At 67.4% G+C, this 17,187-nt stretch carries 11 protein-coding genes; 4 read left to right on the top strand and 7 right to left on the bottom strand.

Annotated features, from left to right (window positions below):
* Positions 1-358: 358 nt before the first annotated feature.
* The 3 genes from CA236_RS05200 to CA236_RS19320 all read left to right on the top strand — a co-directional run bounded on the left by CA236_RS05200 (position 359) and on the right by CA236_RS19320 (position 5,165).
* Positions 359-2,989, top strand: a complete 2,631-nt coding sequence (locus CA236_RS05200; RefSeq protein WP_125944804.1) for a TonB-dependent receptor — start codon at positions 359-361, stop codon at positions 2,987-2,989.
* Between the two features lie 86 nt (positions 2,990-3,075).
* A complete protein-coding gene (locus tag CA236_RS05195) occupies positions 3,076-4,539 on the top strand; it encodes an MFS transporter (protein WP_125944803.1) in 1,464 nt (487 codons plus the stop codon).
* Positions 4,540-4,649: 110 nt separating this feature from the next.
* Positions 4,650-5,165: a hypothetical protein gene (locus CA236_RS19320; protein ID WP_346962763.1), complete on the top strand. Its 516-nt coding sequence runs from the start codon at positions 4,650-4,652 to the stop codon at positions 5,163-5,165.
* Positions 5,166-5,174: 9 nt separating this feature from the next.
* Here CA236_RS19320 and dinB read toward each other — a convergent pair whose 3' ends face one another.
* The 3 genes from dinB to CA236_RS05175 all read right to left on the bottom strand — a co-directional run bounded on the left by dinB (position 5,175) and on the right by CA236_RS05175 (position 9,559).
* The gene (dinB, locus tag CA236_RS05185) at positions 5,175-6,266 is read right to left on the bottom strand and encodes a DNA polymerase IV (protein ID WP_125944802.1); all 1,092 of its coding nucleotides are present in this window, start codon (positions 6,264-6,266) and stop codon (positions 5,175-5,177) included.
* Between the two features lie 63 nt (positions 6,267-6,329).
* Complete coding sequence (locus CA236_RS05180; RefSeq protein WP_125944801.1) at positions 6,330-8,819, bottom strand: FtsX-like permease family protein; 2,490 nt, start codon at positions 8,817-8,819, stop codon at positions 6,330-6,332.
* Positions 8,816-9,559 carry an ABC transporter ATP-binding protein gene (locus tag CA236_RS05175; protein WP_125944800.1) on the bottom strand — a complete coding sequence of 248 codons (744 nt, stop codon included), beginning with the start codon at positions 9,557-9,559 and terminating at the stop codon, positions 8,816-8,818. Before CA236_RS05175 ends, CA236_RS05180 begins: the two co-directional genes overlap by 4 nt.
* 17 nt (positions 9,560-9,576) lie before the next feature.
* Here CA236_RS05175 and CA236_RS05170 point away from each other — a divergent pair, with 17 nt between their 5' ends.
* Positions 9,577-10,257, top strand: coding sequence for an arylesterase (locus CA236_RS05170; protein ID WP_241212527.1), 681 nt, complete (start codon positions 9,577-9,579; stop codon positions 10,255-10,257).
* Positions 10,258-10,268: 11 nt separating this feature from the next.
* On the opposite strand, the gene paoC is transcribed toward CA236_RS05170, so the two are convergent.
* From paoC to CA236_RS05150, 4 genes are all read right to left on the bottom strand, one after another.
* Entirely contained in the window at positions 10,269-12,488 is a 2,220-nt protein-coding gene (gene paoC, locus CA236_RS05165; protein WP_125944799.1) for an aldehyde oxidoreductase molybdenum-binding subunit PaoC, read from the bottom strand.
* Positions 12,489-12,492: 4 nt separating this feature from the next.
* Positions 12,493-13,443, bottom strand: coding sequence for a xanthine dehydrogenase family protein subunit M (locus CA236_RS05160; RefSeq protein WP_125944798.1), 951 nt, complete (start codon positions 13,441-13,443; stop codon positions 12,493-12,495).
* Complete coding sequence (paoA, locus tag CA236_RS05155) at positions 13,440-14,093, bottom strand: aldehyde dehydrogenase iron-sulfur subunit PaoA (protein WP_125944797.1); 654 nt, start codon at positions 14,091-14,093, stop codon at positions 13,440-13,442. Before paoA ends, CA236_RS05160 begins: the two co-directional genes overlap by 4 nt.
* Positions 14,094-14,299: 206 nt before the next feature.
* Positions 14,300-17,080 carry a cation-transporting P-type ATPase gene (locus tag CA236_RS05150; RefSeq protein WP_125944796.1) on the bottom strand — a complete coding sequence of 927 codons (2,781 nt, stop codon included), beginning with the start codon at positions 17,078-17,080 and terminating at the stop codon, positions 14,300-14,302.
* Positions 17,081-17,187 lie beyond the last annotated feature (107 nt).

The following is a 17,187-nucleotide window of genomic DNA, read 5'->3' as shown; positions in this document are numbered from 1 at the left end:
ACTGGTTATGGAGAGGAAGATCATGCGGCGGCACGCGGAACCATTCGCGCCGGCCATCGGTCAGGCATGCCGGATCGGGTCCATCGGGCCGTCGATCGGCGCAACGATGCCGCGAGGCATCGGCCACCACGCGTGTGATCCTTCGTTCCTTCGTCTCGACCCTTCGGCATCGAACATCCTGCGGCGCACAAGCAGGTGGCGGTGGCTGGCGTGGTCGGCGACGGCGTCCCGCATCGCGCGTCCGAATGGCGCGGTGAGCCCCTCAATACATGGAAATGAGAAGCTGATGACGTTGGTCTAGCGGACACGGGAGCGACGCGAGCGCCCCCGGCCGCCTCTTTCAGGAGGAGGAACGGCGATGAAGGCGAGGATGCGGGCAGGCGCGACAGCGATCGCGCTGCTGAGTGGGCATGCGGCGGCGCACGCGAGCGAGCCAGGGGGCGTGCAGGCGGTTCCCCCGAGCGACCCCGGCAATCCCCCGGCGCCAAGAGGCGTTGCCGGCGCTCCACAGGCTGGGCCACAGGCGGGGCCACAGGCGGGGCCGCCAGCGCCATTCGATCTTGCGACGATCAACGACATCGTCGTCACCGCGCAACGCCGGGCCGAAGCGATCCAGGACGTGCCGATCGCGATCAGCGTCTTTGAATCGAGCGACCGCGACCGGCGCGGCATCCGGTCGATCCAGGATTTCGCGAACTTCACGCCCGGGCTGACCTTTTCATCGTCGCTCGACCGGCTGTCGCTGCGCGGCATCGGGCGGCTGACCAACACGATCGGATCGGACCCCGGCGTCGCGATCTACAATGACGGTTTCTACACCGCGTCCAATGCCGAGGCGTCCAAGACGCCGATGTTCGTCGAGCGGGTGGAGTTCCTGCGCGGGCCGCAGGGAACGCTCTACGGCCGCAACTCGGTGGGCGGTGCCATCAACGTCATTTCAAAACGGCCTACGGAAGAGCAGGCCGGAGAGTGGCGCTCGTCCGTCGATAATCTGCAGCTGATATCGGAAGGGTATCTGTCGGGGCCGATCGTGGGCGGGCTGAAGGCCCGGCTGTCCGCGCAGGTCACGCGGGCGACGGGGTCGCGGTACGAGAATATCGCGCGCACCGCGACGTCCCGCGACGAGGGGTTCGTCAATCGCTTCTTCCTGGAAGGGCAGCTTCAGTATGATTTTTCCGACACCACGCAGTTGTGGCTGAAATACAGCCATGCCGAGTGGAACGACAGCAATCCGATCGGCGCGCAGGTCAGCCCCTATGTCACCAATGACATTGACGGGGCGACGGACAATTCGCTGACCCCGGCAGCGGCATTCGGCTATGGTGTTCCCAATCCATCGGTCACCGACCCGCGGCGGATCAACAGCAACACGCTGAACCAGTCGCTGCTGAGCGACAATCATACCATCGTCGCGAACTTCACCGCGGATATCGGCGGCGTGGCGCTGAAATATGTCGGGGGGTACACACAGTATAAATATCAGGCGTTCGCCGACCTGGATTATACCGCCAACCAGCTGGTGGTGACCAATTTCGGTTCTGCGCCGATCCCGGCATTGGCGCCATTCGGGTTGGCCAATGCGTTCCGTACCTATTCCTACAATGCAACCTATGTGCAGGATTATCAGGAGGACAAGAAATACTACACCAACGAGCTGACGTTATCCAATGCGACGCAGGGCCGCTTCAACTGGATCGTCGGCGCGTATCAATTCCACGAGAAATACTTCCAGCCAGTCACCTGGTTCGTCGATGGGGACAATAGCGACACGCTGAGCCAGCGGATTGCGGCGCCGATCTGCGTTGCGCCGGGGACCTTCGCGATCGTGCCCAATTGCCCCACCAATCCGCGGCGCGCCTTTTACGACGGATCGGGGGATTTGCGCACCGACGGCCTCGCGGGGTTTGGCCAGGTCGATTACGAGCTGGTCGATGATCTGAAGGCGACCGCTGGCCTGCGTTATTCCTGGGACAAGAAGCGCGGGTTCGAAAGCTATCGCGTGATCCAATGGCAGCCGGCGGGCGCGGCGACCTATTGCACGCTGACGCCGGGGGCAGATGCGGCCGTCGTCGGGCTGGGCGCGTGCGGCGCGGCGGCGGCGGCGCAGGACCTCACCCGCTTCCTCCTAAACCTGCCGGGCGTCGGCGCGGCGACGCGCGAGCTGGAGGACAGCTGGTCGGGCTTTTCCTGGCGGCTGGGGCTCGACTGGAAAGCGAACAACGACACGCTGGTGTTCGGCAGCTACAGCCGTGGCCTGAAGGCGGGCGGATTCAACCTGGGGAGCTATGCCGACAGCCCGGTGGTCGACAAGGAGATCGTCGACGCATTCGAAGTGGGCGTGAAGAGCCGCCCGCTGTCGTCGCTGATGCTGAACGTCACCGGTTTCTATTACGATTACAAGAATGCGCAGATTCCGATCGTGGTGGTGCGGCCGGGATCGACGCTGACCACGACCAATTTCTTCAACATCAACAAGTCGCGGTCGTGGGGCATCGAGGTGGAGAGCGCGTGGAACGTCACGCGGTCGCTGGAAATCTCCGCCAATTATTCGTTCAACGACACCAAGATCCTGCGCGCGCCGCGGCGGTTCGACGATGAGGGGATGCCGGGCAACATCCTGGAGGACATCACCGGCAACCGGTTGCCCGCGGCATCGAAGCACAAGGTCGCCATTTCCGGCCTCTACGATATCGAGGTGGGCGCCAACGACCACATCTTCCTGGCGGCGAGCTACGCCTATCGGTCGGACGCTTATTATTCGGTGTTCGAAAGCCCGATCAGCCGTGCGCCGGGGTGGGACCAGGTCGATGCGCGCATCACCTACACACGGCCGGACGATGGCATCACCGTGATCCTCTACGCCCGCAACCTGTTCGACACGCTGGGCTATGACGGTGCCTTCTCGACCGGCGCGGGGACCAATTACCGCCAAGTCTACAGTTACACCTTCCCCCGCCAGGCCGGGGTGGAAGTGCAATTCAGGTTCTGAAGTTCCGCAGCGGACGCCCCAGCATGGGGGCGCCGCTGCACGGCATGGCAAGCCTGGGGCATCCAGGCGCACGGTAGGAGAGGATCATGGCCACCATTGCAGCCGGCGTGGCGGAGACACCGAGACGGCCTGCGCCCGCGTCCCTGCCGTTGTCGACGAAGGTCGCGCATGGGTCCGGCGCGATTGCGGGCGGATCGATCATCTACCTCAGGTCGCTGATGCTCCTGTTCTACAGCCAGGTCGTCGGGCTGGAGGCGTGGACGGTGAGCCTTGCGCTGGGCATCGTCATCGCCTTCGATGCGGTGTGGGACCCGGCGATCGGGCATTTTTCCGATACCCTGCGATCGCGCTGGGGGCGGCGGCACACGTTGATGTTCGCCGCACCGATCCCGACCGCGATCCTGTGCGCGATGTTGTGGAACCCGCCGGTCGGCATGTCGCCCGGCATGACCTTCGCCTGGCTGCTGGCGTGCGCCATGCTGCTGAACCTGTGCTACAGTTTCTTCGAGGTGCCGGCCAATGCGCTGACGCCGGAACTGGCGCCGGGATATCATGTGCGCACCAATCTGGTCGCCTGGCGCTGGGTGCTGGGCACGGTGGGGGCGATGATCACGGCCTTCCTCGGCCTTGGCTGGTTCCTGTCGCCCGAAGAGGGCGCGGTCGGGCAGCTGGTGCGATCAGGCTATGGCAAGCTGGGGATTGCGTCCGCGCTGCTGATGCTGACCGCGATGTTCGTCAACGCATTCGGCACGCGGCGGTACCGCAGCGTCCTGTACGAGCCGCCCGAGCGCACCGGCGGGTGGCGCCAGTCGCTGCGCGAGGCGGCGGAGACGCTGCGCAACCGGAACATGGCGGTGGCGGTGGTCGCCGGGGCGCTTGCCGGCATCGGCTTTGGCATCCGTACCGTGCTGGAGGCCTATGTCGCGACGTTCATCTGGGGGCTGCCGGCGTCGGCCTTGCTGCTCACCACGGTCGCGGGGTTCGTCGCGACGCCGTTCGGGGCCATCGTCGGCGCGATGCTGTCGCGGCGGTTCGGCAAGAAGCCGGCATGCATGGGGCTGTTCTTCGTCGGGACGATCCTGGTCAACACGCCGCTGCTGCTGCGGCTGTCCGGCCTGTTCTTCGACAATGGCGATCCGCGGCTGCTGCCGACGCTCGTCGGCTTCGCCTTCTCCTCGGCGGTGCTCTATTATGGCGGGTTCATCCTGGTCAGTTCGATGATCGCGGACATCGTGGAGGATGCGCAGGCGAAAACGGGGCGGCGGTCGGAGGGGCTGATCACGGCGGCGGACCAGTTCATCCAGAAGCTGATCACCGCGATGGGAACGGTGATGGGCGGCATGATCTTGACGCTGATCGCCTTTCCGCCCCGCGCGCTGCCGGGGCAGGTGCCGGCGGAAACGCTGGCGTCGCTTGGCTGGACGTTCCTGACATTGGTCACGGCGCTGAGTTTCCTGTCGATCGCGGTGTGGAAATTCTACCGCATCGACCGCGCGGGGCATGAGGCGCGGCTGAGCGCGCTCGATGTGCCGGAGGCGCGGGGAAACTAGGGAAGAGAAACCCTGACTCAGGTTAAAAGCGCAGGCGGGATGCGGAACCGGGATGCGGCGTCACGGCTTGTTCCGTGACGCAGAAACGATAGCCGCCAGGAGGCAATCCGATGGCCGACCCCGACACGCGCATCTATGGCATGGCGGATTCCTCCAACCACCAGGCGCCTGGCGACAATGGCATGCGCGGTGAGGGCGCGGCGGATCGCGCGGCGCCGGGCTATCACCGAACGGTCGACACGGTGGACGAGGTCATTGTCGTCGAGGAGGTGTCCGGTGTCGCCTATGCCGAAGCGCTCCGCCCAGCGCCGGGCGGTCGCGATCGGGCCCAGGAGATGCGCAGCACCATGCTGCCGTGGATCCTGGTCGCGCTGGTGCTGGGCTATGCCGCCGAGCGCCTGCGCCGCGAGGAGGATGACGAGGACGATCGTGACGACCGGCTGGCCTCCGCGCCGCCCGCGGCGCTGGCGCGGCCAGCGGGCGAACAGGGCGGGTTCAGCCAGGTGCGCGACGCAGGGCCCGAGGCGATCCGCGATCCCCAGCCGCGCTGGTCCGAAGTGGACGAGGCGTCGGACGAAAGCTTCCCCGCGAGCGATCCGCCGTCCTTTTCGATGCCAGGGCGCTGATCCCGCCGATCAGGACGTGGCGGCGTCGAACAGCGGCAGATCCTGGGGATCGTCGCGGGCGGGAGTGTCGAAGTTCGAGACCGTGACGCCGACCAGCCGGATGCCGGTTTCGGGCGGGTAGATCGAGCGGACGAGATCGAGGCTGGCGCTGACCAGCAGGTCGCGGCTGTCCACCACCTGGCTGTGGCTGCGGCTGCGGGTGATCTGGCGGAAGCTCTGGAACTTGATCTTCACGGTCACGGTACGGCCGAAGGCCTGCGCCTTTTCGCACCACGCCCAGACGTCGTCGGCCATGCGGATGATGCCGGCCTCAATCTCCTGCGGGTCGGTGAGATCGCGGTCGAAGGTGGTTTCGGAGCCGGAGGATTTGCGCACCCGGTTGGGGTTGACCGGGCGGTCGTCGATGCCGCGTGCGATGGCATGATACCAGCCGGCGGAACTGCCGAAATGCCGTTCGAGGAAGTCGCGCGACTTGGCGCGCAGATCAGCGCCGCTTTCGATGCCGAGCCGCTTCATCTTTGCGGCCGTGACCGGGCCGACGCCGTGAAAGCGCGAGACGGGAAGCGTTTCGACCCAGGCGGCGCCCATGTCGGGCGTTACCGCAAACTGGCCATTTGGCTTGCGATGGTCGGAGGCGAGCTTCGCCAGGAACTTGTTGTACGATACGCCGGCCGAGGCAGTGAGGCCGGTTTCCTCCAGGATGCGCGCGCGGATTGCCTTTGCGGTGGCCCAGGCGGTGGGGAGGCCGGCGCGGTTCTCGGTCACGTCGAGATAGGCCTCGTCGAGCGACAAGGGCTGAATGAGGTGAGTGAATTCGGCGAAGATCGCATGGATCTGCCGCGAGACGGCCTTGTACACATCGAAGCGTGGCGGGACGAAGATGAGGTCGGGACAGCGGCGGAGCGCCGTGACCGAAGGCAGTGCGCTGCGCACGCCAAAGGCGCGCGCCTCGTAGCTGGCGGCGGCCACCACGCCGCGCGCCGCGGCATGGCCGACCGCGACGGGACGGCCGCGCAGCGCGGGATCATCGCGCTGTTCCACCGACGCGAAAAAGGCGTCCATGTCGACATGGATGATCTTTCGAGTCGGACCGCCGGACATGCGGCACGCCATAGCAGCGCGGGAACGGACAGGGAACGATGATCGTCGGGCTGGGCGCGTGCCTCAGTCGCTACGCAGCCCCTCTGCGGGGGAGGCGCGCAGTGCGGGCAAGCTGCTGAGCACGCCGATGCCAAGCGTGGCGACGATCGCGGCGCCAAGCGTCAGCGCGACCACGAGCGGGTCGGGCGCCCATGTCAGATCGAGCACCTGCGTGACGACGTACCAGCCCCCCGCCATGCCGATGAGCAAAGCAACCCCGGCGAGCAGGAGAGCGAGGAGGGCATATTCCAGCGCCTGCCCGGTGAGCAGCTGCGCGCGGCTGCCGCCCAGCAGCTTCAGGATGATAGTGTCGTATCGCCGCGACTGTCCCGAGGCGGTTACCGCGCCGATGAGGACGACAATGCCGGCAACGACGGTGACGGCGGCCGCGGCGCGGATCGCGATGGCGACGCGGCCGAGCAATTCGCTGATCTGGCCGATCACGTCGCCGGTGCGGAGCATGGTGACGGAGGGGAGCGCGCGGGCCACTTCACCCGCGATCGCGCCGTCGCGGCCGGCGGGGGCATAGACGCTGGCGAGGATGCCGTGGGGTGCTTCCTCGATATAGCCCGGCGAGAAGATCAGCGCGAAGTTGAGGCCGAGCCCCTGCCAGTCGACCTTGCGCAGCGCGGCGATACGCGCGGGGACATCGACGCCGAGCACCGCGACGGTGATCGTGTCGCCGACCTTCAGGCCGAGCTGCTGCGCGGCGCGATCCTCCAGCGAGATGAGCGGCGGACCGCGATAGTCGCGCGGCCACCATTTGCCCGCCACCACGCTGTTGCGCGGCGGCACGGTGGCGGACCAGGTGATGGTGCGGTCGCCGCGGACGATCCATGCATCCTCCGGCAGGTTCTTCATGTCCGCCACGCGTTGCCCCTTGAGCGCGACGATCGAGCCGCGCAGCGAGGGGACCGCCTCGATCGTCGCGGCAGGGGCGGCGCGGCGGACGGCGGCACGGAAGGCGGGTTCATCCTCCGGCTGCACATCGATGGCAAAGAAACGCGGGGCCTTGGCCGGCGCGGCGCTGGCGAGCTCGTTCGACAGGCTGGTGTCGATGACGGCGAGCGCCACGAACAGGGAGAAGCCGAGGCCGAGCGCAACGACCAGCCGGTCGGTCTGAGCACCCGGACGATAGAGGTTGGCGAGCGCCAGCCGGAACAAGGGGCGGCGCGGGCGTGGAAGGCGGGAGAGGAGGGCGCGCAGCGCGATACCGAGCAGCCAGAGCAGCGCGAGCACAGCCCCGGTTGCGGCGGTGAAGCCCAGGGCGATCGAACGGTTGCTGGCAGTCAGCACCGTCAGCGCGACGAGCAGGGCAAGGACGACGCCCATGCCGGCGAGGACGCGGGGCGACGGCCGCGTCACGCTGCCGATGGCGTCGCGCAGCAGGCTGGCCGCCGGGACCGAGCGTGCGCGCGCAAGGGCGGGCAGCGAGAAGAGGAGAGCGACGAGCAGGCTGAGGCCGGCCGCGACCAGCAGCGGCGCGGGATAGATGCCGAGGCGTGGTGGCACCGGCAGCGCGTCCCCGGCGAGCTGCGCGACCAGCCACGGGATCGCGGTGCCGAGCGCCAGCCCGGCCACCACCGCCAGCAAGGCCACCAGCCCGAGCTGGATCAGGAACACCGCGGCGATGGTGCGCGAATGCGTGCCCAGCACCTTCAGCGTGGCGATCATCCGGCTCTTGCGGTTGAGATAGGCGCTGACCCCGCTGCCGATGCCGATGCCGGCGATGACCAGCGCGGCGAGGCCGACGAGCAGCAGGAACTGGCCCAATTGGTCGATGCTGCGCTTCACATTGCCGGAGGCGTCCTCCGGCGTCCGCGCGCTCCACCCGGCGCTGGGGTAGCGGCGGGTGATGGTGTTGCCGACCGATGCCGGATCGAGGCCGGGGCGCAGCAGGATGCGGGTGCGCGCCTGATAGAGGCTGCCGGGTTGGAGCACGCGGGTGGCGTCGAGCCCCGCCATGTCGACCAGGGCGGTCGGCCCGAAGCTGAACCCGAGGGCGTCTGGTTCGTCGGCGATCAGGCCGATGATGCGCATCGGGGCGGCGCCGATCCGGACGGTGTCGCCAACCTTCACGTTCAACCGCTGCGCCAGTGCGGGGGCGATCGCCACCTGGTTGCCGGCAGGGCGTGGGCGCAAAGCCCCCAGCTCCAGCGTGAAGCGGCCGATCAAGGGCCAGGCATGGTCGACGGCGCGCAGGTTGATCAACGCCGGGGTGCCGCCGGTGAGCGGCTGGGCCATGGTGTTGACGGCAATCGTTTCCGACGTTCGGCCGAAGCTGGCGAAGGCGGCGTTTTCCTCCACGGTGGCGCGGCGCTGCGACACGCGCAGTTCGAGATCGCCGCCGAGCAGCTGGCGGCTTTGCGCGTCGAGCGCGCCAGTGATCGAGGCCGACAGCGACCCAATGCCCGCCAGCGCGGCGGTGCCGAGGAAGAGGCAGATCAGCAGCAGCCACAAGCCGCGGCCGCCGGCGCGCAGATCACGCAGGGCGAGCCGCCAGGCGTTGGTCATGCGGCGGCGTTGTCGCTGACGATGCGACCGTCGGCCAGGGCGATCACGCGTCCGCAGCGCGCGGCGAGCGCGGGATCGTGGGTGATGACGAAGAGCGTGGTGCCGGCGGCGGCATGGCGCGCGAACAGCAGGTCCATGATCGCGGCCCCGGTTGCGCCATCGAGATTGCCGGTCGGCTCGTCCGCGAAGAGGAGCGCGGGGCGCGGGGCGAGCGCGCGGGCGATCGCGACCCGCTGCTGCTCGCCACCCGACAATTGGGATGGGTAATGGGTCAGGCGATGGCCGAGGCCGACCGCCGTCAGTTCCTCCTCGGCGCGGGCGAACGGCTCCGCCATGCCGGCAAGTTCCATCGGCACGGCGACGTTTTCGAGCGCGGTCATCGTCGGCAGAAGGTGGAACGCCTGCAGGATGATGCCGATGCGACCGCGGCGCGCGATTGCGAGCTGATCCTCGCTCAGCCGGTCGAATTCGAGCCCGGCAACGCTGACGCTGCCGCCGGTGGGCCGTTCCATGCCCGACAGAAGCGCCATCAGCGACGATTTGCCCGATCCGGACGGGCCGAGCAGCGCGACGCTTTCCCCGCTAACGACGGTTAGGTCGATGCCGCGCAGGATCTGCGTTCGGGCGGGGGGGCGACCCAGCTCCAGCGTCAGATTGCGTGCGTCGATGACGACGGTATCGTCGCGGCTGTCATCCGGGCTAGTGCCGGGTGACGAAGGAGAAGCGGATGCTGTCACCATGGCGCGGATACAGGGCGATGATGGCCGCTGTCCAATTGTTGGCCGTCCCATTGCTGGCTGTTCATTTGCTGATTGGCGGCGTGCTGCTGGCGGCGACGCCGGCGCAGGCGCAGGGGGGGCGGTTGATCTGGGCGTTCGGTGACAGCCTGACGGCCGGCTATGGCCTGCCACCGGCGCAGGGCTTTACCACAAGGCTGGAGGCCGCGTTGAAGCGATCCGTGCCGGACGTGACGGTGCGCAATGGCGGCGTGGCGGGCGACACGTCGGCGCAGGGGCGCGCGCGGCTGGCCTGGGGATTGCGCGGTCTGAAGCGCAAGCCGGACCTGGTGATCGTCGAGCTGGGCGCGAACGACATGCTGCGCGGCCTGCCGCCCGGGGCGACGGAGAAGAACCTCGACCTGATCCTGACCGAGCTGAAGCGGCGCGGCATCCCGGTGCTGCTGGTGGGGATGCGCGCGGCCCCGAACCTTGGGAGCGATTATCGGCGTGCCTTTGAGGGGATATATCCGCGGCTGGCGCGCAAGCATGGCGTGCCGTTGTATCCGTTCTTCCTGGAGGGCGTGGCGGGCAACCAGGCGCTGTTCCAGGCGGATGGGCGGCATCCGAATGCGCGCGGGGTGGAGATCATCGTGCGCCGCATCGCGCCAGCGGTGCGCCAGGCCCTGCCGGCCCGGCGCAGCGCCGCGACGCGTGGCTGACGCGCCGGCGGTCAGGCGACCGCCGGCAGCTTGTCGAGATATTTGTCGAGCGTGAGCGGATAGTCGCGCACGCGCACGCCGGTGGCGTTGTAGATCGCGTTCGCCACCGCCGCGCCGACGCCGCAGATGCCGAGTTCGCCGACGCCCTTGGCCTTCATCGGATTGGCCTTGTCATCGGCCTCGTCGAGGAATACGACCTCCTGATGCGGGATGTCGGCATGGACCGGCACCTCATAGCTGGCGAGATCGTGGTTGACGAAAAAGCCGAAACGCTTGTCGACGGCGAGCTCCTCCATCAGCGCCGAGCCGACGCCCATCGTCATCGCGCCGATCACCTGGCTGCGCGCGGCCTTGGGATTGAGGATGCGGCCCGCGGCGCAGACCGCGAGCATGCGGCGGACGCGGGTGACGCCGGTATAGGCGTTGACGCCGACCTCGACAAAATGCGCCCCAAAGGTCGACAATTGCCATTCGTCGCCGAGCTTGCCGAACTCGATCTTCTCCTCGGCGACCAGCTCACCCTGGGTGGCGGCATCGCGCAGCGCGGCGGCGCGATTGCCGCTGGTGACTCGGCCAGCGTCGAACACCGCATCGGCCGAGTTGAAGCCGAGCCGCTGGGCGACCTGCTCGCGCAGCTTGACGCAGGCGGCGTACACGCCGGCGGTTGAATTCGCCGCGCCCCATTGCCCGCCCGACCCGGCCGAGACGGGTAAGGAGGAATCGCCCAGTTTCACCACCACCGCCTCGGCCGGCACGCCCAGCATCTCGCCCGCGGTCTGCGCGAGGATCGTGTAGGTGCCGGTGCCGATGTCGGTCATGTCGGTTTCGACCGTCACGATGCCGTCCGGCGACAGGCGCACACGCGCGCCCGACGTCATGTTGAGGTGGTTGCGGAAGGCGGAGGCGACGCCCATGCCGATCAGCCACTGGCCATCGCGCACCTGCGCCGGCTTCGCCTGGCGGCGGTCCCAGCCGAAACGCTGCGCGCCGTCGGTGAGGCAACGGACGAGTTGGCGCTGCGAGAAGCGGCGTTGCGGTTTCTCGGGATCGACCTGCGTGTCGTTCTTGATGCGGAAGGCGACGGGATCCATGCCGAGCTTCTCGGCCATTTCATCCATCGCGATCTCCAGCGCCATCATGCCCGGTGCCTCGCCCGGCGCGCGCATGGCATTGCCCTCAGGCAGATCGAGTACTGCAAGGCGCATCGCGGTCATGCGGTTGGGGCCCGCGTAGAGCAGCTTGGTCTGCTGCACCGCCGTCTCCGGGCCTCCATCGGGCAAGTCGCCCGAGCCGCTTTCATGGGCGATCGCGGTGATCGTGCCGTCCTTCATCGCGCCGATGCGGATGCGCTGCTGCGTCGCGGGGCGGTGCGTGGTGTTGTTGGCGATGAGTGGGCGTTGCAGCGCGACCTTCACCGGGCGCTTCGCCGCGCGCGCGCCGAGCGCGGCCATCACCGCGTCGGCGCGCACGAACAGCTTCCCGCCGAACCCGCCGCCGATATAGGGCGAGATCAGGCGGACCTTGTCCTCCGGCATGTTGAGCGTCAGCGCGACATCACGCTTGCTCCAGGCGATCATCTGGTTCGACGTCCACAGCGTCAGCTCGTCGCCGTTCCACACTGCGATCGAGGCGTGTGGCTCCATCATCGCGTGGCTGTGATCGGGGGTGTGATATTGGGCGTCGAGCTTCACCGGGGCGGCGGCGAACGCCTCCTCGAACTTGCCGACGCGCTCCACCGGCGAGCTGCCGCTGTTCGGGCCGCCCGACCCGCCGACGAGCGGCGCGACCTTCAGCTGTTCGGTGAGGTCATAGCGGCCATTCGCGCGCGCATAATCGACCCGTACCAGACCGGCTGCGGCACGCGCCTGTTCGAAGGTTTCGGCCACCACCAGCGCGACCGCCTGATGGTAATGTTCGACCTCGGGGCCGGCGAGCAGCTTCGCCGTGTTGTTCTTGCCCTTGCCGAGCTTGCCTGCATCGGCCGCGGTGACGATGGCGATGACGCCGGGTGCGGCCTTTGCCGCCGCGGTGTCGATACGGGTGATGCGCCCCTTCGCCACGCCGGCGCCGACGATATAGCCATAGGCCGGATTCTCGATCCCCTCGTGATGCTCATAGGCGTAGGGCGCAAGGCCGCTGGTCTTGAGCGGGCCGTCGATACGGTCGTGCGCACGACCGACGACCTTCAGGCGGTCGATCGGGTTCTGACCCTCGGCAGTTTCGAACTTCATGGGATCAGGCCTTCGCTTGAGCGATCACGGAAGCCAGCGCGCGCGTGGCGAGCGGCAGCTTGAACGCATTGTCCTTGGTGGGGGTGGCGCCCTGGAAGGCGCGCGCGGTAACAGCCGCCGCGCCCTGCGGCAGCAGCGCCTCCGCCTCCTCCACGCGCCACGGCTTTGGCGCGACGCCGCCAAAGGCGACGCGGCCGGTGCCATCGGGCTGGATCACCGCCGCGACCGAGACCAAGGCAAAGGCGTAGGAGGCGCGATCGCGCACCTTTTCATAGAAATGCTTGCCGCCGAGCGGGGCGGGAAGGGTGACCGCAGTGATCAGCTCACCGCGACTGAGCACCGTATCCTGTTCCGGCCGGTCGCCCCACAAGCGATGGAAATCGGCAATCGGGATCGAGCGGCGCTGCCCCTGCGGGTCGACCGTTTCCACCACCGCATCGAGCAGCCGGAGCGCCACGGGCATGTCGCCGGGGAAGGTGGCGATGCATTTATCGGACACGCCGATGACGCCAAGCTGGCGCGAATAGCCGCCGATCGCGGCGCAGCCTGAGCCGGGCTTGCGCTTGTTGCAGGGCATGTTGACGTCGTAGAAATACGGGCAGCGCGTACGCTGGAGCAGATTGCCGGCGGTCGACGCCTTGTTGCGCAGCTGGCCGCTGGCGCCGGCAACGATCGCGCGGGTCAGCACGCCATAATCGCGGCGTACGCGATCGTCGGCGGCGAGCGCGGTGTTGCTGACCAAGGCGCCGATGCGCAGGCCGCCCTCGGGCGTCGCCTCGATCCGGTCCAGGTCGAGATCCTGCACGTCGACAAGATGGGTCGGTGTTTCCACCTCGATCTTCATCAGGTCGAGGAGGTTGGTGCCGCCGGCGATGAACTTTGCCCCCGGCTTCGTCGCGACGATGCGCGCGGCGGCGACGGGATCGGTTGCCCGTTCGTAAGTGAACGCCCTCATGCCTTTGCCCCCGCGACGTCAGCGCCAGCGACCTCGGCCATGGCATCGGCGATGTTGGAATAAGCGCCGCAGCGGCAGATGTTGCCGCTCATCCGTTCGCGCATTTCAACGGTGGTGAAGTCCGGACGCTGGGCAACGTCTGCCTGAACGTGGCTGGGAATCCCGGCCTTGATCTCCTCCAGCACGGCGACCGCGGAGCAGATCTGACCCGGGGTGCAATAGCCGCATTGATAGCCGTCGTACTTCACGAAGGCGGCCTGCATGGGATGCAGCTTCTCCGGCGTGCCGAGCCCTTCGATCGTGGTGATCGTGTCGCCTTCGTGCATCACCGCAAGGCTGAGGCAGGAATTGATCCGCTGCCCATCGACGATTACGGTGCAGGCGCCGCACTGGCCATGATCGCAGCCCTTCTTTGTGCCGGTGAGCGTGAGATGCTCCCGCAATGCATCGAGGAGGGTGGTACGCGGATCGAGCGTCAGCGAACGCGGTTCGCCGTTCACGGTGAAACGGACGGGCATCATCGGCGCCTCCGGCTTCCTGGGCGGGGGAAGGGGCGCACCATGCGCCGGCGTCGCAGCGACCGCGACCGTGGCGGCGCTGCCGGCCAGCACGCCGCGGCGGGACACGCCCATTTCAATCTTGTCCGACATGGACAGTAATTCTCCTGTTGGATCAGCTTTGCGGCAGCGCGCTGGACATGCGCATGTGCAGCATAACGTCGGTCATGGCGATTGGAGCCGTAAGCCGGTCAAGACGCAAGAATAAACACCGATCGTGCATCGGCCCGCGGTAATAGAGAAAAGCAGCGTTTCCGTCTTACCTCAGGCCGTCGAGTGTTCGGGCTCGACAAGAGGGATCAATCGCGCAGTTCGGAGAACCAGCCGAGCCGCCGCATCAGCAGCTTTTCCAGTTCCAGCACGATCATCAGCGTGGCACCGACGGCAATGATCATCATGCCATCGACCAGGGTCAGCGGACGACTGCCGAACACGCGGTTCATGAATGGTGCGAAGGTGAACAACAATTGCAGCGCGACCAGGACGGCAATGGACAACAATACCAGCGGCGTTCCGAGCACGCCTGTCCAGCTGAACGACGTGAGGTGAAGGTAACGCACGTTGAACAGGTAGAATATTTCGCCAACGACGAACATGTTGACGACCATCGTGCGGGCGACCTCAAGCCCTCGCCCCTGATCCAGCGTGTAGAAAAAGATGCCGAGCGTGGCGATCGCCAACAGGATCGACACGATCACGACCCGCCATAACAGAAAAGGCGAAAGCAGCGGCGCGTCACGACGGCGGGGCGCTCGCTGCATCACGCCGGGCTCCGACGGCTCGAAAGCCAGGACGAGGCCGAGCGTTATTGACAGCACAAGATTGATCCACAGGATCTGCGTCGCGGTCATCGGCAGTGCAAAGCCAAGGATGATGGCGAGGACGACCGTGAGCGTTTCCCCCCCGTTGGTGGGGATTTCCCAGGTAATCACCTTGCGGATGTTGTCGTACACGGTGCGCCCTTCGCGCACCGCGCTGACGATCGAGGCGAAATTGTCGTCGAGCAGCACCATTTCTGCGGCTTCCTTGGCCGCAGCGGTGCCCTTTATGCCCATGGCGACCCCAACGTCGGCCTGCTTGAGCGGGGGCGCGTCATTGACCCCGTCGCCGGTCATCGCGACGGTCAGCCCGTGCGACTGGAGCGCGCGCACGATGCGCAGCTTGTGCTCCGGGCTGGTGCGCGCGAACACCGCGGTGTCACGCACATTGGCGGCGAGCGTCGCGTCGTCCATCGCCTCGATCTCGACGCCGGTCAGCGCGCGCGGATCGAGCGCGAGATCGAGCTGGCGCGCGATGGCGAGCGCCGTGGCGGCGTGATCCCCAGTGATCATCTTCACATCGATGCTGGCCGAATGCGCCTGCGCGATTGCCGACGCGACCTCGTCCCGCGGGGGATCGATGAAGCCGATGATGCCGAGGAAGGTGATCCCGCTCCTGACATCATCAAAGGTGAGGGTGCCGTGATCGTCGGCAAAGGTCTTCATGCCGAAGGCGAGGACACGTTCACCCGAGGACGCGGCGTCGGCCGCGCGCTGCGTCCAGCGGTTGATGTCGAGCCTGGGCGCCGCCATGCCGAACAATGTTTCCGGCGCGCCCTTGATATAGGCGACACGGCCGCCATCGGGATCCTGGTGGAGCGTCGCCATGAAGCGATGCGCCGCATCGAAGGGGATGGAGTCGCAGCGCGGCCAGCTGCTGCGTACCGCATCGACATGCTCCCCGGCCTTGCGGGCCAGGACGAGCAGCGCGCCCTCCATCGGATCGCCCTCGACCCGCCATTCGCCGTCCTCCTGGTGCAGCTCCGCGTCGTTGCACAGTTGCGCGCACCACAGAAGCTCCGCCCCCGCCGCGGCGATTGCGGGCGTGCCGCGCACCTCGCCGGCGGCGGGATCATAGCCCGCACCGGTGATCGACCACTGCCCCGTGGCGGCGATCACCGAGCGGACGGTCATTTCGTTGCGCGTCAGTGTGCCCGTCTTGTCGGTGCAGATGACGGAGGTGGCGCCGAGTGTCTCGACCGCGGGCAGCTTGCGAATGACAGCGTGGCGATGCGCCATCCGTCGCACGCCGATCGCCAGCGTGATGGTGATGACGGCGGGCAGCCCCTCCGGCACGATGCCGACTGCGATCGCCACCACCGCGATCAACGCGTAGATCCAGTCATAGCCGCGCACGGCAACGGCAAAGGCGAACAGAAGGACGCCGCCCATCAGAACGAACCAGGTGAAGCGCCGGGCAAAGTGATCGATCTGTTCCAGCAGCGGCGTCGCCATCGGGGTGACGGCGTGGATCATCGTGCTGATGCGGCCGATCTGGGTCGCGACGCCGGTCGCGACCACCACGCCCGTCGCTTGGCCCGCGGCGACCAGCGTACCGGAGAATGCCATGTTGTGCCGGTCGGCAAGCGGGGCGTCGGCGGGAAGCGGCGCGACGTCCTTGCCCGCGGTGACGGATTCGCCGGTCAGCAGTGCCTCGTCCACCAGCATGCGATGTGTTTCAATCAGGCGCAGGTCGGCGGGGACGCGATCGCCTGCCTCCAGCAGCACGATGTCGCCGGGCACCAGATCGGCGACCTCCACGGTCACGCGGTGGTCCTCACGCAGGACCGAGGCATGGGGCGCGACCAGTTCTTTCAACGATTCCAGCGCACGCTCCGCGCGGCCTTCCTGGATGTAGCCGATCACCGCATTGGCTAGCACCACCGCGATGATCACCGCGGCGTCGATGGCATGATCGAGCAGTGAAGCGGCCAGCGCACCGCCGAGCAGGACGTAGATCAGCGTGTTGTTGAACTGCGCAAGGAAGCGCATGAGCGGGTTGCGGCGAGGCGGGGCGGGGAGGAGGTTCCGGCCGTAGCGTTGCCGGCGCTCCGTGATGCTGTCCGGAGAAAGCCCGCCCGGGCCGGTTTCAAGCGTGGCGCAGACGTCCTCTGCGGCCAGGGCGTGCCATGCGTGATCGTTTCCCGCGTCCGTCAAGACGCCGCCGCGCAGCCGTTGGCGCTTGTCCTGCGCCGGGTTGCCCGTGCGATCGCTGCCATCATCACCCGCTTCTCCCCGGATGTCGCCGTCATTCCAACGCATGGTGTGGTAAAGCGCTCCCCCTTCGGCCGCCCCGGCGTGCGGGCATCGTGCCGATCACGCGGTTGTGCCGTGCCGCTGGGCGTGCTGCTATCCGTGCGGTCCGCACG

Source organism: Sphingomonas sp. ABOLG (genome assembly GCF_003950435.1).
GTDB lineage: Bacteria > Pseudomonadota > Alphaproteobacteria > Sphingomonadales > Sphingomonadaceae > Sphingomonas > Sphingomonas panaciterrae.
This window is presented reverse-complemented; position numbering and strand designations above follow the sequence as displayed.

Excerpts from the sequence above, each read along its gene's own strand:
- CA236_RS05200 (WP_125944804.1), top strand. The coding sequence starts at position 359 with ATGAAGGCGAGGATGCGGGCAGGCGCGACAGCGATCGCGCTGCTGAGT.
- CA236_RS05195 (WP_125944803.1), top strand. The coding sequence starts at position 3,076 with ATGGCCACCATTGCAGCCGGCGTGGCGGAGACACCGAGACGGCCTGCG.
- CA236_RS19320 (WP_346962763.1), top strand. The coding sequence starts at position 4,650 with ATGGCCGACCCCGACACGCGCATCTATGGCATGGCGGATTCCTCCAAC.
- dinB (WP_125944802.1), bottom strand. The coding sequence starts at position 6,266 with ATGTCCGGCGGTCCGACTCGAAAGATCATCCATGTCGACATGGACGCC.
- CA236_RS05180 (WP_125944801.1), bottom strand. The coding sequence starts at position 8,819 with ATGACCAACGCCTGGCGGCTCGCCCTGCGTGATCTGCGCGCCGGCGGC.
- CA236_RS05175 (WP_125944800.1), bottom strand. The coding sequence starts at position 9,559 with ATGGTGACAGCATCCGCTTCTCCTTCGTCACCCGGCACTAGCCCGGAT.
- CA236_RS05170 (WP_241212527.1), top strand. The coding sequence starts at position 9,577 with ATGATGGCCGCTGTCCAATTGTTGGCCGTCCCATTGCTGGCTGTTCAT.
- paoC (WP_125944799.1), bottom strand. The coding sequence starts at position 12,488 with ATGAAGTTCGAAACTGCCGAGGGTCAGAACCCGATCGACCGCCTGAAG.
- CA236_RS05160 (WP_125944798.1), bottom strand. The coding sequence starts at position 13,443 with ATGAGGGCGTTCACTTACGAACGGGCAACCGATCCCGTCGCCGCCGCG.
- paoA (WP_125944797.1), bottom strand. The coding sequence starts at position 14,093 with ATGTCGGACAAGATTGAAATGGGCGTGTCCCGCCGCGGCGTGCTGGCC.
- CA236_RS05150 (WP_125944796.1), bottom strand. The coding sequence starts at position 17,080 with ATGCGTTGGAATGACGGCGACATCCGGGGAGAAGCGGGTGATGATGGC.